This is a genomic window from Alteromonas macleodii (genome assembly GCF_903772925.1).
Classification (GTDB): domain Bacteria; phylum Pseudomonadota; class Gammaproteobacteria; order Enterobacterales; family Alteromonadaceae; genus Alteromonas; species Alteromonas macleodii_A.
Window position 1 is genome coordinate 1,765,950 of the sequence record NZ_LR812090.1, and the last position, 25,329, is coordinate 1,791,278.

Below are 25,329 nucleotides of genomic sequence, written 5' to 3' on the forward strand. Positions count from 1 at the left end.
GATTTTCTTGCTTTGTGATGAAATGGTTAAATTTTTAAATATTTTGTTGCTTGACGATGGTTCTAAGCAAGACACCCACCGTAACATCAAACTTATACTATAAGTATCTAAACAAGACACCCATCGTAACATCGACCTTCTTTCCTAAGGGATAAGAAAGAAGGGTTTAGCAAGACACCCATCGTAAGATTCATACTCATAAAGCATAGTTGAGGTATCCACTATCACAAGGTGAAAGACGGGGTAGGAGAGTGTTAGAAGGAGCTAGAAAGACACCCATCTAAAATTACGAACACATAAAAGGTACCTGTACGCCGAAGCGCCTTTAACTCCGTTAAAAATAGCTGGTTGGGTGTCTATATAACGGCAATTTCGGAAAAGCGTTACATACGACTTAAAGTGACAATTGTTAATTAGATGTTATATTTGAATAACTGTTTTTTTGTGGAGTCTCAGATGGGAGCATTAAAGAAAGTTTTAGTGGTAGTTGGTGTTGTAATTCTATTGTTTGTAATTACAAGCTTTTTTATTCCAAATGAGTACAGTGTGGAAAGGAAAGTTAGCATAGACGCCGAACCTTCTGAGATATATCCGTATGTCGTTGATCTAAAAGAATGGCAGAAGTGGGGAGTGTGGTTTAAACGCGATCCAAACATGAAGCTTGATTATTCTGGTCCAGATAGGGCTATTGGGATGCGTTCGGAATGGATAAGTGAAACGGAAGGGAATGGCGAGATGGAAATCACGCAATTAGAACACAACAAACGAGTTCTCTATCGTTTATATTTTCCTGATTTCGACATGGGCTCATCGGGTGTGGTCGAAATAAAATCTACAGTCGACGGTTCTATAGTAACCTGGAGGGATGAAGGTTCTGTCGACAATAATCCAGTAAACAAATACTTCGCGTTGATGATGGATAGTATGATTGGCCCAGATTTCGAAATGGGCCTTGAAAACCTTAAGGTGCTGGTCGAAAACAACAGTTGATATGCCCGACGTTTTGATCTGAAAATATAAAAGTGCCGTAAACATCAGATTGGTTTACGGTACGTGGCATCGTCCATGAAAGAAAAAAATCTCCTTATTGCCGGCCTTTCACTTAATAAGTTAGCCGACCTATTAATATCAGCTAAGACCACCTTGACGGCGGTACTTCTAAGCGTTGGTGCCCCACTTTGGATGGTGGGGTGGTTAGTTCCTATCAGAGAATCAGGGGCGCTTCTTCCCCAAGTTTTTATCAGCGTCTATCTTCGAAAACACACGCAACGGCATATAGTTTGGCGCATTGGTATGGCAATACAGGCATTTGCTGTAGTCGGTATGCTATTTTCGGTCATATTCTTTTCTAGCTTCACAGCAGGCGCTTTGCTCCTAGCCTCTCTTATATTTCTAAGTTTAGGTCGTTCGGCGTGCTCGTTAACTGTGAAAGATATGGAAGCAGATGTCGCTGAAAAAGGAAAACGCGGCAATCTGATAGGGTCGGCCTCTACTATTTCTGGGGTGGTTACGCTCGTAATTTCAATACCTTTGGTTATTTTAAATGACAACCTTTCTTCAAACGTACTTCTGCTAGTTTTAGGTGGAAGTTTACTCTCCTTTGTTTTGACCTTGGTATGTGTGTGGCCCATCAAGACAAGTGTGGACACCGGTAGCGACAAAGAGAAAACGTTTAGTATCAACTTTGATTCTACTGTTTATAAATTTATTCTGGTAAGGGGGCTTTTCGTGCATTCGGCGCTCGTTGCTCCCTATTTCATGATTGAAAAAAATGGTGACGCGCAAGAGTTGCTACCAATTTATATAGGTGCTGAGGCTGCGGCTGCGCTTTTATCTTCGATTATTTGGGGGAGGCTTGCTGATAAAAGTGCAAAATTAACGCTACGGTTATCTGGTTTGCTAGCACTGTGTTCATGTGGAGGGCTTCTTTACTTGCAGTCCTCCTCTGTTGTCACATCGGCATTTCTATTCTTTTTGCTTTCAATTGCTCATACAGGAGTAAGGACGGGGAGAAAAACATATAGTTTAGACGTTAAAGATGGGCATGAGCGAACTGAGTTAGTCGGTTTTTCTAATACCGCGATAGGAGTAATTTTATTAGCATTTGGCGCTCTCTACGCTGCGCTAACCCCTGTTTTACCATTTTCAGTAGTTTATATTATGGCATTAGTACTTTTGGTGGCAGTTGTTATGACTGTAATTCTACCTTCTGAGAAGTAGATTTAAGGTCGAAGCAGAGCGATGCTGCTTTCTGTTTGGCCATTCGCTTTCTATGAGTACGTTCTTTGAATTTCTGCATGGATGCTGTGTCTCCAGCAGCAAAAGAAAAAGTGCTCTCAAAATCATTGATGACTTTGAGCCAATGAGGTTTGCCGAGGCCGATTAGCTTTATGTCGTCATCACTTTCGTGTGTTGCGGCTTCTTTATTATTATCAGTGAGTAACTTAATAGAGTCATCGAGAAGCTCACAATAGTTATTGAGGGTGAAATTTAAGCAGCGGTGGTTCTTACTTATCCTTTGACTTTTAAAAGGCATTAGCCCTTTAATCGGTTTGTTATTCAATGCGTTTGAAGCTAGCCTGGTATGTATACTAGTGTGATACGAGTTCTGTATGTTTGTTGCAGCCTTTGCACGAATTGGGTTTAAATCGACATAAGCCATACAGGAAAGTAGAGCCTTTTCAGTCAATAAAGCCTGTGAACGAAAACGCCCCTCCCAAAATCTGCCGGTACAGTTATCCTCTTCGTTGGCTTTTCTTGCAATAAACTCATTTAAGTTCCTCATAAACCAACTGATATCAAAGAGACGTTTTCTATAAACTTCAGCTGTAGCTTTAACTGCATCTAATTCACTATCTCTAAGTAATTCGCCCTTCATATATTTTTGAGTGAGGAGGGTGCCTTTGTGCATTTTATGCCACTGCTGTAAGACAGTTTCTGTCGGCCACGAAAGCGCAGCGCTTTTATTTACGCATAGAACAACATGAACGTGGTTGCTCATTACTGCATAAGCACAAATGTCTATAGAGAAAACTTTACTTAAAAATAGAAGCCTTTTCTCTACCCATGATTTTCTATGTTCATAACTAACGTTATTGTTTCGATCGTATCCACACAGATAACTGCGCCTTACACAGCGAGATATGCAGTGATAGTAAGGAGTGTCTTGAAGGCTAATGAGAGATTTTCTGCTTTGCGCCACTTTTTTCATCCAGCAAGGTTATATTACTTGAGCAGACCTTACCATCGGAGGCGCTGTTCTGTGACCTGAACAAAAGAGTGGTTTTTATCGTCACACGTCGATAACGGGGGATAGCTTACAAAGACACCCATCCTAAAGAGGCTGCAGCTACTAGAGACATCCATTCTTCAGAGCTTGGTATAGAGCGAAAGCTTGTAGAGACACCCATCTTAAAAATATTCTTAATATTTAGGGTGGGTGTCTTCATAAAACGGATACATGAAATCATGGACCCGTAACCAAAAGCTATCTACCCAAAAGCGCGTTGGCTGATTTCGATACAGGCGAGCGACCCAATACGTCAGAAATATACGATGAGGCTACAAGCAGCTTATTCATGTTCACTCCTGTGGAAATGTCCATGCCATTCAACATATACAGGACATCTTCAGTCGCTACGTTACCGCTGGCCCCTTTGGCATAAGGGCAACCTCCTAGTCCTGCAACAGCCGAATCTATGGTAGAAACACCATATCCTAGAGCCGTATATAAATTAACTAATGCCTGCCCATAAGTATCATGAAAGTGAGCTGCAATTTTGCTGACATCGATCTCTTTTAGTACATCATCAAGCATTACACTAGTCGCTTTTGGAGTGCCCACCCCAATAGTATCGCCTAGTGAAACCTCGTAACATCCCATATCAATCAGCTCCTTACTGACCTGTGTTACAGCTTTAGGTAAGATATCACCCTCATAGGGACAGCCCATTACGCACGAGACATAACCTCTGACTTTTATATTATTGTGATTGGCTAGTTCAAACAGCGCTTCGAAACGCTTTAAGCTTTCGCTTATTGAGCAGTTGATATTCTTTTGTGAAAAAGACTCAGATGCTGCACCAAATACTGCAACCTCTTTCACTCCCGATTCTATAGCCGCTTCTAGCCCCTTAAGGTTGGGGGTCAACGCAGAATAACGAATATTCGCCTTCGAATTTAGCGCTTTAATAACCTCACCTGAATTCGCCATTTGAGGCACCCATTTGGGCGAAACAAAGCTACCCGCCTCAATGCGGTTTAGGCCAGTTTCTGATAGAAGCTTTATAAGCTCTACCTTTTGCTCAACCCTTAAAGTCTGCTTTTCATTTTGAAGGCCGTCTCGAGGGCCGACTTCGACAATGCTTACTTCTTTAGGAAACGTCATATTAAACCTCGGCAGCTTCTTTGGTCGAAAATGCCAATAGCGTGGCCCCGCCATCAACTAGTTCACCAGGTTTGAAGAAGAACTCTTCTACTGAGCCGTCGTGTGGGGCAATGATACTATGCTCCATCTTCATCGCTTCCATGACTAAAATTGGATCACCTTTCTTAACCTGCTGATCTTTTTCAACTAAATGCGCAACTATTGTTCCATTCATAGGAGCACTTAAATTGGCATCATCACCATCACTGTTATGATCACCTAACGAGGGTGAAACTACACTAAATTTAGCATGGGTGTCTTTGTTAAAAAGAGTAAACACGCCATCATTTTCTGAAAACGAAAACGTCGATTTGTATCCATTGATTGTCGCTTTCAGCGTGCTTTCTATGATTTTTCCTTTTACTTCGAAGCTTTCGTTAGCTACCGTTAGCTCCCAAACAGGCTGACTCCCGTGTAGTAGATGTTTCACATCAACGCGGACCTCTTCTTGGCCGCAAATCAACGTTAGGGTTTCTTGGTGATTTCCATTAGGCCGCCACGCACCTGCAGTGGACCATACTTCAGGTGTGCGATTACTCAAGGTAATTTTTCTATTTAATAGGGAAAGTAACGCCATCGCTGGAATATTAGAATGGGTGTCTTCGCTAGCTATACGGTTAAACAACGAATCGTTATGCTTTTCAACAAATGTAGTTGTCAACTCAGCAGCACCGAATGCCGGGTGGGTAGCGACGCGCTTTAGGAAGTCAATATTTGTGCTTACACCGTCAATATAGTAATCGCCCAACGCACTAATTAGGCGCTTAAGGGCTATCTCACGGTTCTCTCCCCAAACTACAAGCTTGGCAATCATAGGGTCATAGAAAACGCTTACCTCATCGCCTTCCACAACGCCAGTATCAACACGGACTACGTCATTTTCTTTTGGTGTGCGCAACAGGCACAGCGTGCCGGTGGAAGGTAGAAACTCGTTGTTCGGATCTTCAGCATAAATACGTGCTTCGAATGCGTGTCCTGTTAGAGTAAGTTCCTTTTGTTGCTTAGGTAGGGGCTTACCTTCAGCAATAGTTAATTGCCAGTGAACCAAATCTTCCCGGGTAATCATTTCTGTAACAGGGTGTTCAACCTGCAAGCGCGTATTCATTTCCATAAAGTAAAATGAATCGTCTTCATCAAGTAAGAACTCTACAGTTCCTGCACCTACGTAATTAATTGCTTTCGCCGCCAGTATCGCCGCTTCGCCCATTTTTTCTCTCACTGACTGAGACATATTAGGCGCTGGCGCTTCTTCAATAATTTTTTGGTGACGGCGTTGCACCGAACAATCACGCTCGAAAAGATATACACCGTTACCATGGGTGTCACAGAAGACTTGTATTTCAACATGACGAGGACGGGTTAGGTACTTTTCAACCAGCATATGGTCGTCACCAAAGCTGGCCATAGATTCACGTTTAGCGGCGTTTAAAGCCTGAGAAAACTCTTTCTCGCTCCACACTTGGCGCATGCCTTTACCGCCGCCACCAGCTGCGGCTTTTAAAAGCACTGGATAGCCCATCTCATCGGCAGCGCCTTTCAACACTGCTTCACTTTGTTCGTCGCCATGATAGCCTGGAACCAATGGAACGCCTGCTTTTTCCATGATGTGCTTCGCGGCAGATTTGGAACCCATCGCTTCTATTGCAGATGCGGGTGGACCTACAAAGATAATATTGTTTTCTGCGCACAGATTTGCAAATTCAGCATTTTCAGAGAGAAAGCCGTAACCCGGGTGGATAGCATCTACACCCAGCTCTTTCGATTTCTCAATAATGAGTTCACCACGTAAGTAACTTTCTTTTGACGGAGATGGCCCTAGATAAACTGCTTCGTCAGCCATTTGTACATGAAGTGCATTCTCATCCGCGTCTGAATAAACAGCTACGGTTTTTATACCTTGTGCGTTGGCTGTCTTTATAACGCGGCAGGCTATTTCGCCACGGTTTGCGATTAGTAATTTATTTATCATTTTGTACCTCCACCCATGACGCACTGCGCTTTTCTAAAAAGGCTGACAAACCTTCTTGACCTTCATCAGAAGTTCTAACTTGTGCAATAAGCTTGCTCGTTTTTGTGAGAAGGGCATCGTTAATCTCTTGCGTAGACACCCATTGCACCAAGTCTTTTGCTTTCGCCACTGCTTGAGGGCCGTTTTTCAGTATGTTTGATACAATGTCATCTATAGTGCTATCTAGCTCATCTTCGGTAACTGATTCGCTTAATAAACCTAGTCGTCGTGCTCTACGCGCAGAAAACACTTCAGCGGTCTGGAAGTATCGTCGGCACACTCGTGCGCCCATTGCTTCAACAACGTAGGGGCTGATAGTCGCTGGGATAAGGCCTATTTTAACTTCGCTTAAGCAAAACTTGCTAAGCTTGCTTCCAATAGCAATATCGCAACAGGCAATTAAACCAACTGCGCCTCCAAAAGCTGCACCTTGTACTCTCGCTATTGTGGGCTTTGGCATTTTATAAAGCGTCTGCAGCATGGTTGCTAATGCAAAAGCGTCACTTTCATTTTGCGCTTCGGTATAACTGGCCATTTTTTTCATCCAGTTAAGATCGGCGCCTGCGCTAAAACTTTTACCTTCCGCTCTTAAAATAAGCGCACGCACGTTTTCGTCTTCGCCCGCTTTTTTAAACAAACGAGTCAGCTCGATTATCATTTCATCGTTGAAAGCATTGTGTTTTTCAGCTCTGTTTAAAGTAACAGTGGCAATATTTCTATCATCTACGCTGTAAATAACTGATTGTTCCATAACCCGAACTCCTACATTCTAAATATGCCAAATTGGGTGTCTTCGATAGGCTTGTTGAGAGTCGCTGACAGCGATAGCCCAAGCACTAATCGCGTATCCGCCGGGTCAATAACGCCATCGTCCCAAAGCCTTGCAGATGCATAGTATGGATGTCCTTGCTTTTCGTAGGTATCAACAACGGGTTGTTTGAATGCTTTCTCTTCTTCTGCGCTCCAAGATTCGCCAGAACGCTCTTTTTGGTCGCGTTTTACCTGTGCGAGAACACCTGCTGCTTGCTCACCGCCCATCACAGAGATGCGAGCATTTGGCCACATGAAAAGAAAGCGTGGGTCATAGGCTCTGCCGCACATGCCGTAGTTACCTGCACCAAAACTTCCGCCGATAAGCACAGTGAGTTTTGGTACATTCGCGCACGCTACAGCGGTTACCATTTTGGCACCGTGTTTTGCGATCCCGCCATGTTCGTATTGCTTACCAACCATAAATCCGGTGATGTTTTGCAAAAACACGAGGGGAATTTTTCGCATTGCGCAAAGCTCGACGAAATGAGCACCTTTGAGCGCACTTTCACCGAAAAGTATGCCGTTGTTCGCAACAATGCCGACAGGGAAACCGAATATGCGAGCAAACCCACAAACAAGGGTAGTGCCATAAAGGGGTTTGAATTCATCGAAATCTGAATCATCAACGATTCGAGCAATAATTTCCCTCACGTCATAAGTCTGACGACTATCGGCAGGCACGATGCCATATATCTCTTTTGTGTCGTAGCGTGGAGGTTTCACCGCAGCAACGTCTAAGTCTTGAGGTTTCTTTCGGTTTAACCTTGATATAGCATTTCGGGCTAGAGAAAGTGCATGATGGTCATTGTTGGCTAACTGATCAGCAACCCCTGAAATACGAGTGTGAACGTCTCCGCCACCAAGTTCTTCTGCAGTTACCACTTCACCTGTTGCTGCTTTAACAAGAGGTGGCCCACCTAAGAAAATAGTCGCCTGCTCTTTAACGATAATACTTTCATCAGCCATAGCAGGAACATAAGCGCCACCTGCTGTACAGGAGCCCATAACTACCGCAATTTGTGGGATATTCTTTGCAGACATATTCGCCTGATTGAAGAATATGCGGCCGAAGTGATCTCTGTCGGGGAATACATCATCTTGGCGCGGTAAGTTAGCACCACCTGAATCCACAAGATAAATACAAGGTAAGTTATTTTGCTCTGCGATGGTTTGAGCTCGAAGGTGCTTTTTAACAGTTAGAGGGTAGTAAGTCCCGCCTTTGACAGTGGCATCATTAGCTACAATCATGCACTCGATGCCAGCAACAATACCGATACCGGCAACAACCCCTGCACAGGGCACATAGTCTTCATATACTTCCCAGGCTGCTAACTGGCCTATTTCGAGAAATGGAGTATCCGGATCGATGAGGGCGTTTATTCTGTCACGTGGTAGTAGTTTCCCTCGCGAAATGTGGCGTTCGGCTGCTTTTTCTCCACCACCTTGACAAATTTGTTCTATTTTTTCGACTAAATCATTTACCTGAGCCTGCATGTGCTGGGCGTTTGCGATAAATGTTTCGGACTTCGTATTTATACTTGAGCGAAGAACGGGCATGACCCCTCCTTGTGTTGGGCGTATGCGACGGCTGTCGCATTAACCACTAGTTAGCAATATGATTAGCGAGACCCCCATGCTAAGTACTTTCGCTGCGGTGGGTGTCTTTGTAATTCATTGGCCTATAAATAAAGTTCAGCTTTCGTAAATGTACCTAATAAGATTTAGGGTGGGTGTCTTGCTAATTTCTATAAAGCAAAGAGCGTTTAATTTTTCTTTGTTCAATAGAATTTGCCTTTTACCCGTAATCCCGATCTACTTAGATTCGTTGAAAAGCTCGCGGCCGATAAGCATGCGGCGGATTTCCGATGTACCTGCACCTATTTCATAAAGCTTGGCGTCACGTAATAGGCGGCCAGTAGGATATTCATTGATATAGCCATTACCCCCTAGTAACTGAATAGCGTCTAATGCCATTTTTGTGGCCAGTTCTGCTGAGTAGAGAATCGCGCCAGCCGCATCTTTGCGTGTTGTTTCACCGCGATCGCAAGACTGAGCAACGGTGTATACATAGGCTCGAGCCGCATTCATCTGTGTATACATATCAGCGACTTTGCCCTGTACCAGTTGGAATTGACCAATTGACTGACCAAACTGCTGGCGGTCGTGAATATAAGGAACAACAATATCCATGCACGATTGCATAATGCCGAGTGGGCCGCCGGATAAAACAAGACGCTCGTAATCTAAGCCGCTCATTAGTACACGAACGCCTTCGCCTTCTTTGCCAAGAATATTTTCGGCTGGTACTTCACAATCTTCGAACACTAACTCGCAAGTGTTCGAGGAGCGCATGCCAAGTTTGTCGAGCTTTTGCGCGCGACTAAAGCCCGGAAAGTCACGCTCCACAATAAATGCTGTGATACCTTTTGGGCCGGCATCAGGGTTGGTTTTTGCATAGATAACAAAAGTATGTGCATCAGGGCCATTCGTTATCCACATTTTATTACCGTTGAGAATGTACTTGTCGCCGCGCTTTTCAGCTTTTAATTTCATGCTAACGACGTCAGAACCTGCGTTAGGCTCACTCATTGCTAACGCACCGATGTGTTCACCGCTTACTAGCTTAGGAAGGTACCTTTCACGCTGAGCGTCGTTACCATTTTTAAAAATTTGATTAACGCATAGGTTTGAATGTGCGCCGTAGCTCAATCCGATACCACCTGATGCGCGGCTAACCTCTTCCATCGCAATAGTGTGGGCGAGATAGCCCATGTCAGAGCCACCGTATTGCTCTGAAACAGTTACACCCAATAAACCCATATCGCCTAGCTTAGTCCACAGTTGATTTGGGAATTGGTTATCTGCGTCTGCTTGCTCAGCCAGAGGAGCAATCTCATTTTGTGCAAATTGGTAGACCTGGTCACGTAACATCTCGATGTCTTCACCAAGTCCAAAATTCAAAGTAGGGTAGGAGGTGTTCATGCGATATTTCCTCGTTTTAATTCTGCGAGTTCTTCACGGCAGCGTGCTTCAACATCATCCAGTTCTGTCATTAGCATCTGAATATCTTCTAATTGTTGTTTAAGCACTGCTCTTTTTTGCTCAGTCATTTCAAGCATGGCCTCTAGCTGAATGGCCGAGTTGGGGTTAGTGTCGTACATGTCGAACAGTGTTTTGACTTCAGCAAGGGAAAAACCTAAGCGTTTTCCGCGCAAGATAAGCTTTAAGCGCACTCTGTCCTTGTTTAAATAAACGCGATTTTGGCCAGTTCTGGACGGCGACATTAGCCCTTGCTCTTCATAAAAACGAATTGAACGAGGTGTGATGTCAAACTCTCGCGCGAGTTCACCTATTGCATATGTTGTTTCGTCTTCGTACTTGCTCATTACACGTACCTTGTTTTTAGCGCTGTTTAACACCCTTATCTTTGCGTGGGTGTCTTTGTAATTAATTTTTCTGTAGTAGGTTGGGTGTCTTCGCAATCGCACTATTGTTTTAAAGCAGCATCTTTTTCATACCACTATATTAAAACGTAGTGTTTGGTTGACACATACCTGGTACAGGTTTACGTTAACGTTAATTACATTTTACGTTAAGGTAAAGTAACATTTTGCTAACGTCAATTTTTCATGGTGAAGGCAAAGCATAGCCGCTATTAGAGGTGTTTACTTTTGTATACATCTATGCGGCCTTCTTCACTTAACTCTATAATTTAAATGAATTTTAAGGGCACGGTTATGAGTAAAGATTCAGTAGTTATTGTCGCGGCTAAACGCACACCAATGGGTGGTTTTAACGGTAATTTGTCTTCGCTTACTGCGACCAAACTTGGAGAAGTTGCGATTAAAGCAGCCTGTGAAGGTATGGATGTCTCTGCAATTGATGAAGTTATTATGGGGTGTGTATTACCCGCAGGCCTTGGCCAATCACCTGCACGACAAGCATCACTGTGGGCGGGGCTTCCGTTAAGCGCCGGTGTTACAACCATTAATAAAGTATGTGGCTCGGGCTTAAAAGCGGTAATGATGGCGCATGACTTAATCAAAGCGGGTAGTGCAACATCAGTTGTAGCGGGTGGAATGGAGAGCATGAGTAATGCGCCCTACATGCTGCCTAAAGCAAGAACGGGTTATCGTATGGGGCACGGTCAAGTGCTAGATCACATGATGCTTGATGGGCTAGAAAATGCTTATGATGGCAAAGCAATGGGATGTTTTGCGCAAGATACGGCCGATGAAGAAAACATATCTCGCGGAGAAATGGATGAATTTGCACTAAGCTCGCTTTCAAAAGCACATGAAGCAATAAATAGCGGTACATTCGTTGATGAAATAGTGCCGGTAACAATCTCGTCTAGAAAGGGCGACACCGTGGTTGATACCGATGAAGGCCCGGGTTCTGCACGTCCTGAAAAAATACCAACTTTGAGACCTGCTTTCAAAAAAGACGGTACGGTCACTGCGGCAAACTCAAGCTCAATCTCCGATGGTGCTGCAGCACTGGTTGTTATGAGTGAGAGTAAAGCGAAAGAACTTGGTTTAGCGCCACTGGCACGTGTAGTTGCTCACGCTACAAATTCTATTGAACCCGAAAACTTTACTGTGGCACCTGTTGGAGCAATGAAAAAGGTGTTGGATAAAGCAGGCTGGACAAAAGAAGAAGTTGATTTGTTTGAGATTAACGAAGCTTTTGCAATGGTGACTATGCTGGCAGTTAAGAAACTTGGGCTTGATGAAAATAAAGTGAACGTGAAAGGTGGTGCATGTGCATTGGGCCACCCAATCGGTGCATCAGGCGCACGTATTTTGGTAACTCTGCTGCACGCGCTTAAGCAACGTGGCGGGAAAAAAGGTATTGCTTCCTTATGTATTGGTGGTGGTGAAGGCGTAGCACTGGCTGTTGAAATGATCTAATCAAAGACCGGCGATAAGATGTCAAAAAATTAATCATAGAGTGCCACCATTTACTTGGTACTCTATGATTTAATTGAAATAAAAACTATCAATATGAAATCTTATATCAAAGCTATCTCTCCAATTACATTAGCTGTATTAGCGGCGCTATTGCCGGCCGTAAATACTCAAGCGACTCCACTTCTGAATGAGGGGGGTGTAAATAACAATGTAACTAACAATGACACCCACGCAAGTGACCGTGTAACTTACGATGACACCCACGTAAGTGAACGAAATTTAGTATCTGGTGGCGCTTCGAGTGCTCCTTCTAATGACACCCATGCAAACTCGAAGTTGCATGCAGGCCCGCAAGAGTTAACTTTTACGTTGGGTGTCACCCAAACAACGCCGAATTACAAAGACACCCATACTAATGACGCGAATTTATCCCTGATAAACGCTTTGAATGACACCCACGCAAATATTGATGTAAACGCCCATTCGCATGAAATACCTCGCACACTGACCCAAGTGCCATATTCTGCGTTGGGTGTCTTGCCAACATCAGAGCATGACAGCCAATTCAGCTATGGGGATGACCCGCTACAGACTGTGCATGTATGGCATGGCCGCGGTGGGGATGAAAATGAGTTTGCTGGGGACGCCGTCATATTTGTTCACGGCGGATGCTGGCTTAATGCATACGGCTATGACCATGCTAAAGGGTTTTATCATGCCTTGGCAGAGCTTGGGATGGGTGTCTATGCAATGGAGTATCGGCGCGTAGGCGATGAAGGCGGTGGCTGGCCCGGTAGTTTGGAAGATGTAACAAGTGCTGTGAAGGCATCAATTGAGAATATTGAAGCTACAGGGGATAGTGGCAACATATATTTGGTGGGGCACTCTGCGGGCGGGCATCTTGGCTTACTTGCTGCACAGCAGCTATCGAGTAGCGATGTAAGTGAAAGCATTAAACAAGTAATAGGCCTTGCCGCTATAACAAATGTGCAAAGTTATGCACTTGGCGAAAATAGTTGTCAGACAGCCACGCCGCAGTTTATGGGGGGAATGCCCACTGAAAACAAACGTGAATATCAAACAGCTACGCCTGATGCAGCGGCAATCAAGCCTACAGTAATATTATTGCAAGGCAACGAAGATAGTATTGTACCCGAACACCACGCTACAATGCCCGGCGTAAAAAACAGAATAATAACAAACGGTGGTCATTTCGACTGGCTACATCCAGAATCAACGTCCTTTGATGCTTTACTTGAGGTTATGAGTCAACATGATAAATAAGGTTTTTTCTGCTAAGCAACTTGATGAAAAAGATCCGCTTTTTAGCAAGGCGAGCGAATTCTCGCTGCCAAACAATACTATCTATCTTGACGGTAACTCTCTTGGCCCCTTACCCAAAAAAGCGGAAGAGCGCGCCGGTGAGGTGGTAAAAAATCAGTGGGGTGAGGGCCTTATCACAAGCTGGAACAAGCATCAGTGGATTTCACTACCACAGCAGGTGGGTGACAAAATTGGTACAATTGTTGGCGCCAAGCAAGGCCAAGTAATATGCTGCGACTCGATATCAATCAATTTGTTTAAGGTGCTTAGTGCTGCCTTAAGAATGCACCCTGATAGAAAAGTCATTGCCACAACAAGAAACAATTTCCCCACCGATATTTATATGGTTCAAGGTTTACTCGATTTACTGGGCGCTGAATACAGTATTCGGTACGTGGATGAAAACAGTGTTGGTGCTCAGCTTGACGAAGATATCGCAGTGCTGATGTTGACTCAGGTAAACTTCAGAAGTGGTTTGAAGCTTGATATGAAGGGTATTACTGAGCAAGCGCATAATAAAGGAATACTTACGCTGTGGGATTTGGCACACAGCGCGGGCGCGTTTCCTGTAGCCCTAGATGAATGCAATGTAGATTTCGCCGTGGGTTGTACCTATAAATATTTGAATGGCGGTCCAGGTGCACCTGCATTTATTTATGTTGCCCGACGACATCAGGACGCTTATAAACAGCCTCTATCAGGTTGGATGGGCCATAGCTCGCCATTTTCATTTTCTCCCGACTACACCCCTGATACCTCAATCAAACAGAACTTGTGTGGTACGCCAGGCATTATTGGCATGAGCATTTTAGATGCTGCCCTTGATGTGTTTGAAGACGTTTCGATTAAAGCCATTGATGAAAAATCTAAAAAGCTTCAAGCCTATTTTATCGCTGAAGCTAAAAGAGCAGGGTTATTAGACGAGCTTAAGGTGGTAAGCCCGTCGCTAGATAATCGAGGTAGCCAAATTGCGTTTGCCCACAATGATGCTTATGCCATTTGCCAAGCGTGGATAGCTGAAGGTGTCATTGCTGATTTTCGTGCTCCAAACATACTTCGTGTTGGCTTTGCGCCGCTGTATTTAAGTTTTGCCGATGTTGAGAAAGCGGTAACGGCTTTGGCTGCTATCATGAATGAAAAGCGCTATGATCGGGAAGAGTTCAAGCAACAGCAGAGTGTCACATAACTAAATAATGACTAAATAATCGAATTTATTGCATTTTTTGCATTTAACCTTAATACTTCGCGGTTGACTTGTTGTTGATGTAATTATTCTTTTGGGTGTGCAGTTGAGAAAAATAAGAAAAGGCCTGCTTTGCACAGTGTTGTTTGTAGGATCCGCTTTTAGCGCGTTTTTGCAAGCTGCACCTGAGCAACCATTAGCATCTCAAAATTCAATTGAAGTAACCTATTGTATCGACCCCAATTGGGCGCCTTATGAAGCGATAAGAAATGGCATCCACGTGGGTATTTCAGCCCAGTATATGCAGCTTATTGCTGAGCTTAGCGAGCTTAAGTTCAAGCTTGTTTCTACACAGAGTTGGCAGGAAAGCCTAGAGTTCGTTCAACAAGGTAAGTGCCAAGTCATTCCTATGATGAACACGTCTGATTATCGCAAGCAGTTTTTAGATTTTAGTGTGCCGTATTTTGAGGCGCCAAATGTCTTGGTGGCCCGCACGGGAACACCTATGCTGCAGGGCTATTCAGGAATCGGAAATCGTACGGTAGGTATTGTGCAGGGTTACCGCCAAGTCGAGTATATTTCTCGTCATTACCCGGGATTACGTCTAAAACTCATCCCATCTGAGGAGGAAGGCCTTAAGCAACTCGCAAACGGTGAATTTGACGTAATGGTAGGTTCATTAATGAGTGTGAATATGCACATTAATAACCTTGAACTCGAAGATTTGCACATTGTCGGTTACGCCGAACCCTTTGACTCTCTCGCATTTGGCGTTAATAAGTCGTTCAGTCATTTAGTCAATAAACTTAATCTCGCAATAGAGCGCATTCCAGAGACAAAGAAAGTAGAAATTTACAAACAATGGAACAACGTGCAAATCCGTTACAGCCGCAACTATGCTGTGATGATATTAAGTTCAGCAATTGTATTGTTGGGCTTGTTGTGGCTAATTTCGAGAAACCGTCATGTGGGCGGCTACAAGCGTATAATTCAACAAAAAAATGAAGAGATAAGTGCGCTTCAAGCCACGTTGTTAGAGAAAAACAAAACATTAGGTTTTCTTTCAGCTTACGATGCGATCACCGGTCTTTATAACCGTAACCACATGATACAGCGGGCTGAAGAAGAGATATCACGCTTCCATCGGTTTCATACTACCGCTACATTAATCGCCATTGATTTAACGCCTGTTGATGAAGATCTATTTTCTCACGACCCTTCTATTCGAGAAGACATGTTGAAGACCGCAGCTCAGAACTGCCTTAATACTGTAAGAGACGTTGATATCGTTTCAAGGTTTAATGGTGAGCAGTTCGTCGTGCTTTGTCCACAGACCCAATTAGACTCAGCAAAAACGCTTGCAGATAGGCTATTGGAGTGCATGGATACCCACTATCTTTTGAATGATAAATACAAAATTGCGATTGGTATGGCTGAATTGCGAGACTCAGAAGAGTTCCCAGATTGGCTTGAACGCACTATAAAAGCGCTTTATCAGTCTAAGCGGCAGGGCTACGGTAATGTGACCATTGCTCAGTAAAAATGGATTACTCTACGGCTAAATAGAAAGGTAGAGGTGCGAAGCCTAAAAAGCCGGCTTCGCTAGCCTAAACATCATCTAAATAATTGGCTCGTAATGCCATTGGTGCGAGTCGTAGTGAATTTGGGCGCGATCGTATTCCCTCTCAGAACGCCAATTTCTGTTATTTAATTTGGCTGAAACACCTGGGTAGAGTCTTTTATTGGCAATAAGTTTAATATCTGTTTGATAGTTTTCTTTTGCGGCTTTTACGTCGTTAGCTTTATTCTCTAACCATTCAAGAAGCGCGCTTTCGTTGTTAAAAAGCTCAAGCGCTTCCGCTGCCTTGCGCTGTAGCTCTTTAGGAATCTTTTTACCTTGAATAAGGTCGATTTTTTCTTTGTGCTTTAGATTATTTTCGCGAATTTGCCTTAATAACTCATCAAGAGAATCTTTGCGCTCTAGCAGCTGATTAAAACCGGGGCTAAAATCAACTTTTAACGTACTTCCAGAAACAGCGCCGAGTGTTCCTGCTTCAACCCTATCTTGACTAATAATGTCACAAGCAAACAAATTGCCCATGGGTTTATCAATTTGCCCCACAATTACCGCACCACCGCAGCGCAGACGACTGTAAGCAAGCTGTCTACCAACAGTTATATTCCCAGCGCACTGAATATCGATGCCTTGACCATGCTGAACGTGAATGCTTCCCGCGGCAACGAGTTTGCATTGGTAGTCACCTTGCTTATCGTTCACCTTGCCCATAGCACCTTCGGTGATAATAATGTCGCCGCCCGACTCAATGTAAGCCGACTCTACGAAACCGTTAATAGTAACGTCACCGGCCGCTTTAATTTGCATTTTCTCGGTGACATCGCCATTAACTAATACAGCACCTTCATAATTTACATGCCCTGACCCAACGTTAACGCCATTACAAATAAAGGTATCATCTATATTCATAACTTGGTCACGGTATTTAGGCATCCCTGAAATGGATGACATTAATAGGTTTGCGTCGCTATCAGACACCACCGTTCCTGTTCCCATTTTAAAGTCTACCCATTCACCAGGAGTGGCTGATATTGTGTTTCCTTTCACGTCAAAGCCAGAACGACCTTTTGTAGGTGGGGTACGGCGCAGAACAGGCGTGTTTATTTTCACGCATATCACTTCGCCTAAGTTGCGCATGTCAACTCGTTCACCTTCGTTCGTTTGCGGTCTTAGTATTCGTTCAAGTGCGTTCGGAACAAGGGGAATAAATTTGGAGTTTTTGCCATTTCGAGCAGGAAGCCCTTTAGCTATGGTTTCCTCTAGTACGGTGCCAGGCGCCGCATTTCTTGCGGCTTTTAGCATGGCGTCTATTTTTTTAGTACTAACACCTCGAATCACTCTATTTTTGACCGCTAATGATTTAACTGTCGCAAGGGATGGGAGTTTACCGCCATAGGGGGTAGTGAGGACCAAATTTGCAATCATGCCGTCTTCAGGCACCCGAAATTCAACTTCGGCGTTTTTGCGCTCACCGATGCGTTCTTGAACCACAGTACCATCACCTGTTTTAAAGTAATGGTTGGCCGTTTCACAGGCTGATTTCAACGCTTTTTCTGACACATACAGACGTTTGGTTTCGCCACTTTCCAACTGCTGTCTAACATCACGGATATTCACCTCTGATGTAAATTCAGAAGGATCGAGCATAATGTTTATATAGGTTCTTGATTTGTCGAAGCTTATTGTAACGCCATTCATGACTACTTATTCCCTTACGCGCGTGTATTGTTATTATCGGCGGAAGTCATCAATTCCTTGACTACGTTTTATCCTTTACCGCCTTTGTTCAACTATCATTAATTTATGATGTTATAAAACCTCCGTCAAAGGTTTTTAGCATACTGATACAGGGCGCGCAGTATGGCCTGCTTGTCAGGGTTGTCACTGTGCTCGTGGGCTAACGCCTCAAGCCTCATCATATAGTTTTCTAATGTAATTGAGCCGTCAAACGCGGGGTCTGTTAGCCGAGCCTGACGGTGATACTGCCACTTCGTCATCTCATCAGCGGTAAGTGTATTAGGGTAGTTGCGCGCACGATAACGAAACAACTGTTTGCGCAAGCCTTCATGCTGGGTTTCATCGCTTAAGGTGGCAAGGTCGTCAGGGGCTGCATCAATAACACGCTCACACCAACGCCTATCTTCGTCATTTAAGAAACCACCGCTGTACAGGGCATGGTCTACGTCATGCTCTGTACTGTGGCGTTCTTCGTCATACACATCCACAAGCTTAGCAGCAAGATCCTTGGTGTTTGCGAGTGTTTTATAATTGTCTAGGCAGCGCTCTCTATCAAGACCTAATCTAGCGGCATTTTCCTCAGTCATCGCTTTGGCTGTGGTAATAAAAGGAGAGCGATTAATGTGGATAAGTTTAAGACCAGGTCGTTCTTTAGTATCTGAATACGTATCCGCTGGCGCGTAAAGTGCCTGTCTTATCTCTTCGGCTGTGTCGTTTAACACGCTGTCTATATCATGGGATAAATCTATCGCTATAAACGCATTAGAATTGGTTGGGTGTTTAGCAATCGGCATTACCCACGTGCAACATCCCTGAGAGGCCGGTAATTTAGAGGATATATGCAAGAGTACCGATGGTTTGCTTAAGTCAATTTGCTGCATAACCGTATGTTTATTGCGAAGCGACAATGCATACTCAAATAAACGAGGCTGCTTTTCTTTTATAAGCTTTGCCAAAGCAATGGTTGCGTAGACATCGCTTAGCGCATCGTGTGCATTTTCGTGGCCAATGTTATTAGCTGCAGTGAGCGATTCTAATTTGAAGCTAGGCGTACCATCTTCTCGTTCTGGCCAATTGATTCCTTCCGGTCTAAGCGCATAACACGCTCTTGCTAAATCAATAATATCCCAGCGGCTATTCCCGTTTCTCCATTCCCGAGAATAGGGATCGTAAAAATTGCGGTAAAACAGATAGCGCGACACTTCATCGTCAAAGCGAATGCTGTTAAATCCTACACTGCAGGTGTTTGGTGTAGACATCTCTTGGTAAATTCGCGCTGCAAAATCCGCTTCGTTTGACCCATCTCTTATGGTTTGCTGTGGCGTAATGCCAGTAACCAAACATGCCTCTGGGTGAGGTAGATAATCATTAGCAATGGCGCTCATAATGTTGATGGGCTTTCCAACAACATTTAAATCCATATCTGTTCTGACTGCGGCAAATTGGCAGGGAAGATCTTTTTGTGGGCTGGTGCCAAATGTTTCAAAATCGTGCCACAAAAATGTAGGTGCGTGCATAACCACCATTGCTTATTAGTAAAACCTTGCACGCAGTGTACACCGCGACAATTTTAATACCAAATGCTGTTGGTTTTGTGCCCAATAATTAAGACATTCGAAACGCTACAGTGGCGTTGTAACTAACGGTTTTGTCGTTTGTTTTTTATATAAGATTTTTAGACTATAAACTTGCGCAACAAAACATCTCTGACTAGCTTTAGGTTATTACAAGTTATACGGAAATTATTGGCTTGTCGGTCCTACCATCTAAACCTGCGTTCAACGAAGCTAAAAGTACTTTTATATTGGCTGTTGTGCTTGCTACCTTGCTGATTGTGTTGGTTGTTAGTTTGTTTGAAAGCAACATAAAAGCGACGGCGGAGAGTCAGGCCTATCAGGCTTTAGAGAAAAGCGCCTTAAGCGTGGAAAATGTCGCCGAAACGCAGCTAATTAAATATCTCAACGCCCTTAACTTTTTGCACCAAACGCCGCCCATAAGCGGAATAGTTAGAGCCACGCAGAACAATAAGTTAGATCCTAAAGATGGCACTACGCTTGACCAGTGGAAGCATCGCTTAGAAACTATATTTGTTGCTTTTATCGAAAATAACACAGAAATCGATCAGTTGAGGGTCATTAAGGCAGACGAAGAGGGGAAAGAATTCTTAAGGGTCGAGCGCGAAGGTGGGAGTGTTTTAATAGCCAGCAGTACTGATCTACAGGCGAAAGCTACGCGAAATTATTTCATTGAAAGCGTTAAAAGTAATAAAGGTCAATTTTACATTTCCGATATCAACTTGAATCGGGAATATGGGAAACTAGAATACCCCTACAAGAGCGTCATTCGGCTTTCTTTACCCATCTTCAGTGAAAGTGGCGAGCGCTACGGATTTCTAATCATGAACGTCAACGCACAATATCTGCTTTCTCAGATGAGCAAAACTTTAACTAGCAATCAGTCGCTCTACGTTACTGACCGAGATGGATATTTTGTAGTACATCCCGATAGCCAAAAATCTTTTTCAAAAGACTTAAACCCTTCTGTAACATGGCAAAGCGAATTCTCAGTATCTCAATTCAACGGTTGGAACAAGATTACGCCTAGAAATGAAAATCAGAGCGTACATTACGCTGTTTCTAGGGCGTTCACACTAGGTGCCAAAGAACAGGGCACAGGCTTTTACCTACACATACTTCTACCGCAAACCCAAGTGAGTGCTTTGATAAACGAAAAACGTCTGAGTGTTTACAGCGTGATTGTCGTCATCTCGATTATCTTTGTAAGCATTTTGCTCTTCGTATATCGCAGTAATAAAAAGAATATTGAGTTAGCCAAAGTGCGCGGTGAATCAGTCGCTATTGTCGATATTTCAAAAGATGCCATTTTTAGTGTGGACTCCACCGGAATTGTCAAAAGCTGGAACAAAGCGGCGGAGTCACTTTTTGGGATCCCTTCCCAAATAATCATCAATCATCATTATTCGTCTTTTGCGCCATTATCACTGCTGGGGCTAGAGGATGTGCTCGTTGAAGGTGGTAAGCAAGTCACCTTTACCAAGCCTTATGTAGATGATGATAAAAAAGAGCATTCGCTGTTGATTACCGCGTCAACAATATGGGGAGAGCATTCACAGTTTTCTGGTGTTGCCGTAGTAATTAGAGACGTTACAGAGGAACAAAAAGCAAAAGACGCTATTGAACGAGTTAACTTAAAGCTTGAAGAAAAAGTGGTAAGCAGAACAAAAGAGTTGGTAGAGGCCACGCAAGAAGCGCGTAAAGCAAGCAAGGTAAAGAGTTCGTTTATTTCTAATATTAGTCATGAAATGCGCACCCCCCTCAATGGGGTAGTTGGTTCTTTAGCTTTATTAAAACGCCAACCGCTTAACGAAAAGGCAGAGCAGTTAGTTTCCATGATGGAAATCAGCTGTAATAACTTAAACGTGCTTATAAACGATGTACTAGACCTTTCAAAGATAGAGGCGGGCAAGCTGGATATTAACCAGCAAAATTTCGAACTACTCTCTCTTATTGAGTCTATTGCTAAAGTGTTCGCTATAAAGGCGGCAGGTAAAGGGCTAGAGTTACTGGTTGATACCTCACAGATACCATCGATAGAAGTTAACTCAGATCCTCACAGAATTAACCAAGTATTAAGTAATCTACTTAACAATGCGATTAAGTTTACTAAAACAGGGCACGTTAAATTAAAACTGTTTTTAAGCGAACCGGTGTCTGACGTTCAAAAGCTACATTTTAGCGTTGAAGATACAGGTGTTGGTATATCAAAAGAAAATCAGCCCAAGCTTTTTTCTGCCTTCACGCAGGCTGACGCCTCTGTGGCAACAAAATACGGCGGTACAGGACTGGGATTATCTATCTGCAAGCAGTTGTGCCAATTATTAGGTGGGGACATTACCTTCGAGTCGGAATTAGGAAAGGGGAGTAAGTTTTCGTTTTACATTTCACTTCCCGATACTAGATCGGGCAAGTCAGCAGATTCCGACCAAATTAATGAAGACGAGAAGGCACTTCTTAGTAAGGTTAACGTTGGCGTTTCATCCGCTTATTTACCGCTGCAAGCGCACATATGTAAACTTGCTGAGTATGTAGGGGCTACTCCACAAGTCTTAAATGGCCCTGCTAGCGCTATTCAATGGAAAGATTACGACGTTCTTTTACTTGATGAATCCAGCACATTAATTGGTGAAATTGACAGAGAGTGGGAACGAAGTGAAAAAGGCGGAAAGGCTAGCACAATGCCCGTTGTCTATATTCTGCAAAAGCTAGAAGGGGCACCCTATGAATTTACGCATTTAACGCCCTTGTATTTACCCAAACCCCTTTTCCGCTCTACGTTTGTAACGGTAAAGCAAGGTTTAGATGCTGTTAAATACAGTGGTTTGACTAAAAAAGTCACTACTGAAGACAGCCATAGTAGTACACCAGAAGTCGAAAATAAGGCAGAAGAGCAAGGTAAATCACACTTTTCGCTTGAAAACACGCGTTTGCTTATCGTTGACGACAACATGATAAACAGGGAAGTGGCTAAGGGCGTTCTAGAGTGCTTACCTTGTAAATTATATACCTGTGCAGACGGCGAAGAAGTGGTTGCTTTTCTGCGTAAATGCGATGAGAAAGGTCGTCGAATTCACAGCATCTTAATGGATTGCCAAATGCCTAAAATGAATGGTTACGAGGCAACACGTGCTATTCGAGAGGGAAAAGCAGGTGCAATGCATGCCGATGTTCCCATTATAGCGATGACGGCAAACGCTATGCTAGGCGAAAAAGAAAAGTGCCTAGAAGCAGGTATGGACGACTTTGCTACTAAACCGATTATTGCAGATGTGCTTATTCCTAAAGTCAGGCAGTGGTTAGTAAATCAAGTTACCAAATTAGCAGGTACCGCGCTTGAAATTTCAGAAGTTGGTACTCAAAGCGCTGAAGGCACCAACACTTCTCTTTCAGAACCTGTAAATAAAACGAGTAATAGTGCGTCGGCGCCTCCCTTAGTAGACAGCCTGCTTGGTGCTATTGATAGAGACCTGGAACAAAGTGCTGAGTCTATGGACGTTACAAACGAATCACAGGAAAGCACTGATGCTCCTGTTCGTTCTGAGCCTAGTGACGCATTAGGTACGCCGGAAAGTATTTCTAACGAGCAAACGGATACAATAAGTAATGACTGTTGGGAAAAAGAGGATGCTATAGCTCGCATTATGGGAGATAAAGCGTTGTTCTCGCGGGTTTGTGAGCTTTATTCTCAAAGCGCACCAGAAAAATTTAAACTTTTAGAAAGGGCCGCTGAAGAACAAGACTTTTCACAGGTACAAGTCCTTTCTCTTAAACTCAAAGGGATGTCTGCAGATATAGGTGCCGTTCAATTGCAAAAAGATTTTGAAACACTTTGGGAGTTATCAAAGGTAGCCGATTGGGTGAAAGTAAAGGCGTTGCTTCCATCTATCGGCGACGATCTCAATACCTTCTTAGAACTTCTTGAAGTAGCCTAGATTATCATCTTTTAGTGTGTCATCTTAATTCGCTATAAATACGATAATCACATCGCTCGTTTGTGTTGGTTTCATCTGCCACGAAAACAAGCGGTGTTTTATAACTTTTAAAGGAGTGAACCGTTTGAACCTTTCTCGCATTTTTCGCCAGTCCACTAAAGTTCGACATACGCTATGTGCAATCAGCGCTTTAGCAGCTTCGCTAGCGATTGTTAGTACTGACGCATCAGCGGCTGATGCTCACCAAGAAAGCCCACAGGTTGCCATCGCCATTCACGGCGGAGCTGGCACTATTTTAAAGTCTTCGATGACGGCTGAAAAAGAGGCGGCTTATAAAAAGGTATTAACCCAAGCAGTAAAGCACGGTTATGCCTTGCTGCAAGACGGCGCAAAAGGTGAAGTGGCGGTGGTTGAAACCATTAAAATTCTTGAAAGCTCACCTTTGTTCAACGCTGGCATTGGTGCCGTGTATACCTTTGAGGGAGAGCATGAACTCGACGCGTCTATCATGCATGGCGGAAGTAAAAACGCAGGCGCTGTTGCAGGTGTTAAGACAATCAGAAGTCCAATAGAGGCGGCACTACTTGTAATGAACGAATCCCCCCATGTCATGCTTTCTGGCACAGGCGCCGAACAATACGCAAAACAAAACGGTCTTGACCAAGTGGATAACTCGGTTTTTGATACTGAGTTTCGCAAGCAGGCTTTAGATAAAGCGAAAGCCCGTATGGAACAAGCTTCAAATGGGTATGGTACACAGCAGGGTAACGAGCGCTTTGGAACCGTAGGCGCGGTGGTATTAGATGATAAGGGCAACATTGTCGCCGGAACATCAACGGGTGGAATGACGGCGAAACGATTTGGGCGCATCGGCGACTCCCCCGTTATTGGTGCAGGTACCTATGCCGATAATGCAAGCTGCGCCGTATCGGCTACCGGACATGGCGAATACTTTATCCGATACAATGTAGCAGCAGATATTTGTGCGCGAATGAAGTATCAAGGGTTAACACTAAACGACGCAGCTAATACTGTGGTTAATGATGTACTCGTGAAGGCTGGTGGTGATGGTGGCGTAATAGCCATCGACGGGAAAGGCAATATCGCGATGCCTTTTAATTCAGCGGGTATGTACCGTGCGAGCATCGACATAAATGGCGAAGTAACCGTCGCTATTTATAAAGACTAAATACCAGAAAGCGGTTGTTATTTTAATGTTAAATTTACTGGCTTGTATTAAATGAAACGTCTAGTCTTTAAGTGTGGGGGAAAATTGCTTTCACATGTGGTTAATAATAATTGAAGTGCCGTAACGCCAAATAAGTCGCAGTATCGGTCACATTAGGCGCCACGGCTGGAGAATCGAAAATGGAATCGTTGCAAGTCAGTGATTATATGAATACTCACCCAGTCAAACTTAATGTCGATATGCCAGTAGCGCAGGCTGTTGAAGTGCTATTGGCCAGTGGGCAAAGTGGAGGGCCTGTGCTCGATGTAAAGGGAAAAGTGGTGGGCTTTTTATCGGAGCAGGATTGTATCGCTCAAATGATTGCCTCTAGCTACTATCGCGAGCAAATTTGTAGGGTAGGGGAAATCATGAAAACGCCGGTGGTTTCGGTTAAGCCTTACATGTCAGTGATAGAGCTAGCGCAATTACTGCTTAAGGAGAAGCCGCGGGTTTACCCGGTAGTAGATGATGATGGTGTGCTTCTAGGCTCAATTAACCGAACGGCCGTGCTTCGCGCTATTGACGTTCAATTAAATGATGGGTATCAGCGAGCGGGTTAGTTGATTTTAAAGCGCTAAAACTTATTATGGCGCTGCTTTATAACGGTTGCTGC

General features: G+C 43.8%; 18 protein-coding genes. 9 read left to right on the forward strand and 9 right to left on the reverse strand.

All coding sequences use genetic code 11. The annotated features are described in order from the left end of the window. Positions 1-456: 456 nt before the first annotated feature. Both PCAR9_RS07725 and PCAR9_RS07730 read left to right on the forward strand, forming a co-directional pair. Positions 457-990: an SRPBCC family protein gene (locus PCAR9_RS07725; protein WP_179983098.1), complete on the forward strand. Its 534-nt coding sequence runs from the start codon at positions 457-459 to the stop codon at positions 988-990. A gap of 75 nt (positions 991-1,065) precedes the next feature. Beyond that, complete coding sequence (locus PCAR9_RS07730; RefSeq protein WP_179983099.1) at positions 1,066-2,220, forward strand: MFS transporter; 1,155 nt, start codon at positions 1,066-1,068, stop codon at positions 2,218-2,220. Here the strand turns inward: PCAR9_RS07730 and PCAR9_RS07735 are convergent. The 7 genes from PCAR9_RS07735 to PCAR9_RS07765 form a co-directional block, all read right to left on the reverse strand. Then, positions 2,189-3,202, reverse strand: a complete 1,014-nt coding sequence (locus PCAR9_RS07735; protein ID WP_179983100.1) for a transposase — start codon at positions 3,200-3,202, stop codon at positions 2,189-2,191. The genes PCAR9_RS07730 and PCAR9_RS07735 overlap by 32 nt on opposite strands. A 285-nt stretch (positions 3,203-3,487) precedes the next feature. Continuing rightward, entirely contained in the window at positions 3,488-4,387 is a 900-nt protein-coding gene (locus PCAR9_RS07740; RefSeq protein ID WP_179983101.1) for a hydroxymethylglutaryl-CoA lyase, read from the reverse strand. Position 4,388: 1 nt separating this feature from the next. Continuing rightward, positions 4,389-6,395 carry an acetyl-CoA carboxylase biotin carboxylase subunit gene (locus tag PCAR9_RS07745; RefSeq protein ID WP_179983102.1) on the reverse strand — a complete coding sequence of 669 codons (2,007 nt, stop codon included), beginning with the start codon at positions 6,393-6,395 and terminating at the stop codon, positions 4,389-4,391. Beyond that, a complete protein-coding gene (locus PCAR9_RS07750) occupies positions 6,385-7,185 on the reverse strand; it encodes an enoyl-CoA hydratase/isomerase family protein (RefSeq protein WP_179983103.1) in 801 nt (266 codons plus the stop codon). The genes PCAR9_RS07745 and PCAR9_RS07750 overlap by 11 nt, the downstream gene beginning before the upstream one ends. Before the next feature lie 11 nt (positions 7,186-7,196). Beyond that, on the reverse strand, positions 7,197-8,804 hold the full coding sequence (locus PCAR9_RS07755; protein ID WP_179983104.1) for a carboxyl transferase domain-containing protein: 1,608 nt from the start codon (positions 8,802-8,804) through the stop codon (positions 7,197-7,199). Positions 8,805-9,059: 255 nt separating this feature from the next. Continuing rightward, the gene (locus tag PCAR9_RS07760; RefSeq protein WP_179983105.1) at positions 9,060-10,229 is read right to left on the reverse strand and encodes an isovaleryl-CoA dehydrogenase; all 1,170 of its coding nucleotides are present in this window, start codon (positions 10,227-10,229) and stop codon (positions 9,060-9,062) included. Continuing rightward, entirely contained in the window at positions 10,226-10,633 is a 408-nt protein-coding gene (locus tag PCAR9_RS07765; RefSeq protein ID WP_179983106.1) for a MerR family transcriptional regulator, read from the reverse strand. Before PCAR9_RS07765 ends, PCAR9_RS07760 begins: the two co-directional genes overlap by 4 nt. Positions 10,634-10,984: 351 nt before the next feature. Between PCAR9_RS07765 and PCAR9_RS07770 the strand changes: the two genes are divergently transcribed. From PCAR9_RS07770 to PCAR9_RS07785, 4 genes are all read left to right on the forward strand, one after another. Then, positions 10,985-12,160, forward strand: a complete 1,176-nt coding sequence (locus tag PCAR9_RS07770) for a thiolase family protein (RefSeq protein ID WP_179983107.1) — start codon at positions 10,985-10,987, stop codon at positions 12,158-12,160. A gap of 93 nt (positions 12,161-12,253) precedes the next feature. After that, the gene (locus tag PCAR9_RS07775) at positions 12,254-13,444 is read left to right on the forward strand and encodes an alpha/beta hydrolase family protein (RefSeq protein ID WP_179983108.1); all 1,191 of its coding nucleotides are present in this window, start codon (positions 12,254-12,256) and stop codon (positions 13,442-13,444) included. After that, positions 13,434-14,669: a kynureninase gene (kynU, locus tag PCAR9_RS07780; protein WP_179983109.1), complete on the forward strand. Its 1,236-nt coding sequence runs from the start codon at positions 13,434-13,436 to the stop codon at positions 14,667-14,669. The genes PCAR9_RS07775 and kynU overlap by 11 nt, the downstream gene beginning before the upstream one ends. 103 nt (positions 14,670-14,772) lie before the next feature. Beyond that, positions 14,773-16,206: a diguanylate cyclase gene (locus PCAR9_RS07785; RefSeq protein ID WP_232091149.1), complete on the forward strand. Its 1,434-nt coding sequence runs from the start codon at positions 14,773-14,775 to the stop codon at positions 16,204-16,206. Positions 16,207-16,284: 78 nt separating this feature from the next. Here the strand turns inward: PCAR9_RS07785 and PCAR9_RS07790 are convergent, their stop codons facing one another. Beyond that, on the reverse strand, positions 16,285-17,940 hold the full coding sequence (locus PCAR9_RS07790) for a FapA family protein (RefSeq protein WP_179983110.1): 1,656 nt from the start codon (positions 17,938-17,940) through the stop codon (positions 16,285-16,287). 125 nt (positions 17,941-18,065) lie between these two features. Beyond that, on the reverse strand, positions 18,066-19,496 hold the full coding sequence (sbcB, locus tag PCAR9_RS07795; protein WP_179983111.1) for an exodeoxyribonuclease I: 1,431 nt from the start codon (positions 19,494-19,496) through the stop codon (positions 18,066-18,068). A gap of 233 nt (positions 19,497-19,729) precedes the next feature. Here sbcB and PCAR9_RS07800 point away from each other — a divergent pair, with 233 nt between their 5' ends. The 3 genes from PCAR9_RS07800 to PCAR9_RS07810 all read left to right on the forward strand — a co-directional run bounded on the left by PCAR9_RS07800 (position 19,730) and on the right by PCAR9_RS07810 (position 25,276). Further along, positions 19,730-23,488 (forward strand): ATP-binding protein, encoded by a 3,759-nt coding sequence (locus PCAR9_RS07800; protein ID WP_179983112.1) that lies wholly within the window; start codon positions 19,730-19,732, stop codon positions 23,486-23,488. Positions 23,489-23,612: 124 nt separating this feature from the next. Then, entirely contained in the window at positions 23,613-24,677 is a 1,065-nt protein-coding gene (locus PCAR9_RS07805) for an isoaspartyl peptidase/L-asparaginase family protein (RefSeq protein ID WP_179983113.1), read from the forward strand. 179 nt (positions 24,678-24,856) lie between these two features. After that, positions 24,857-25,276 carry a CBS domain-containing protein gene (locus PCAR9_RS07810; protein ID WP_025254932.1) on the forward strand — a complete coding sequence of 140 codons (420 nt, stop codon included), beginning with the start codon at positions 24,857-24,859 and terminating at the stop codon, positions 25,274-25,276. The last annotated feature ends 53 nt before the right edge of the window (positions 25,277-25,329 follow it).

What these genes read in the sequence shown, in the direction of transcription:
- PCAR9_RS07725 (WP_179983098.1), top strand. Translation starts at nt 457, where the DNA reads ATGGGAGCATTAAAGAAAGTTTTAGTGGTAGTTGGTGTTGTAATTCTA.
- PCAR9_RS07730 (WP_179983099.1), top strand. Translation starts at nt 1,066, where the DNA reads ATGAAAGAAAAAAATCTCCTTATTGCCGGCCTTTCACTTAATAAGTTA.
- PCAR9_RS07740 (WP_179983101.1), bottom strand. Translation starts at nt 4,387, where the DNA reads ATGACGTTTCCTAAAGAAGTAAGCATTGTCGAAGTCGGCCCTCGAGAC.
- PCAR9_RS07745 (WP_179983102.1), bottom strand. Translation starts at nt 6,395, where the DNA reads ATGATAAATAAATTACTAATCGCAAACCGTGGCGAAATAGCCTGCCGC.
- PCAR9_RS07750 (WP_179983103.1), bottom strand. Translation starts at nt 7,185, where the DNA reads ATGGAACAATCAGTTATTTACAGCGTAGATGATAGAAATATTGCCACT.
- PCAR9_RS07755 (WP_179983104.1), bottom strand. Translation starts at nt 8,804, where the DNA reads ATGCCCGTTCTTCGCTCAAGTATAAATACGAAGTCCGAAACATTTATC.
- PCAR9_RS07760 (WP_179983105.1), bottom strand. Translation starts at nt 10,229, where the DNA reads ATGAACACCTCCTACCCTACTTTGAATTTTGGACTTGGTGAAGACATC.
- PCAR9_RS07765 (WP_179983106.1), bottom strand. Translation starts at nt 10,633, where the DNA reads ATGAGCAAGTACGAAGACGAAACAACATATGCAATAGGTGAACTCGCG.
- PCAR9_RS07770 (WP_179983107.1), top strand. Translation starts at nt 10,985, where the DNA reads ATGAGTAAAGATTCAGTAGTTATTGTCGCGGCTAAACGCACACCAATG.
- PCAR9_RS07775 (WP_179983108.1), top strand. Translation starts at nt 12,254, where the DNA reads ATGAAATCTTATATCAAAGCTATCTCTCCAATTACATTAGCTGTATTA.
- kynU (WP_179983109.1), top strand. Translation starts at nt 13,434, where the DNA reads ATGATAAATAAGGTTTTTTCTGCTAAGCAACTTGATGAAAAAGATCCG.
- PCAR9_RS07790 (WP_179983110.1), bottom strand. Translation starts at nt 17,940, where the DNA reads ATGAATGGCGTTACAATAAGCTTCGACAAATCAAGAACCTATATAAAC.
- sbcB (WP_179983111.1), bottom strand. Translation starts at nt 19,496, where the DNA reads ATGCACGCACCTACATTTTTGTGGCACGATTTTGAAACATTTGGCACC.
- PCAR9_RS07810 (WP_025254932.1), top strand. Translation starts at nt 24,857, where the DNA reads ATGGAATCGTTGCAAGTCAGTGATTATATGAATACTCACCCAGTCAAA.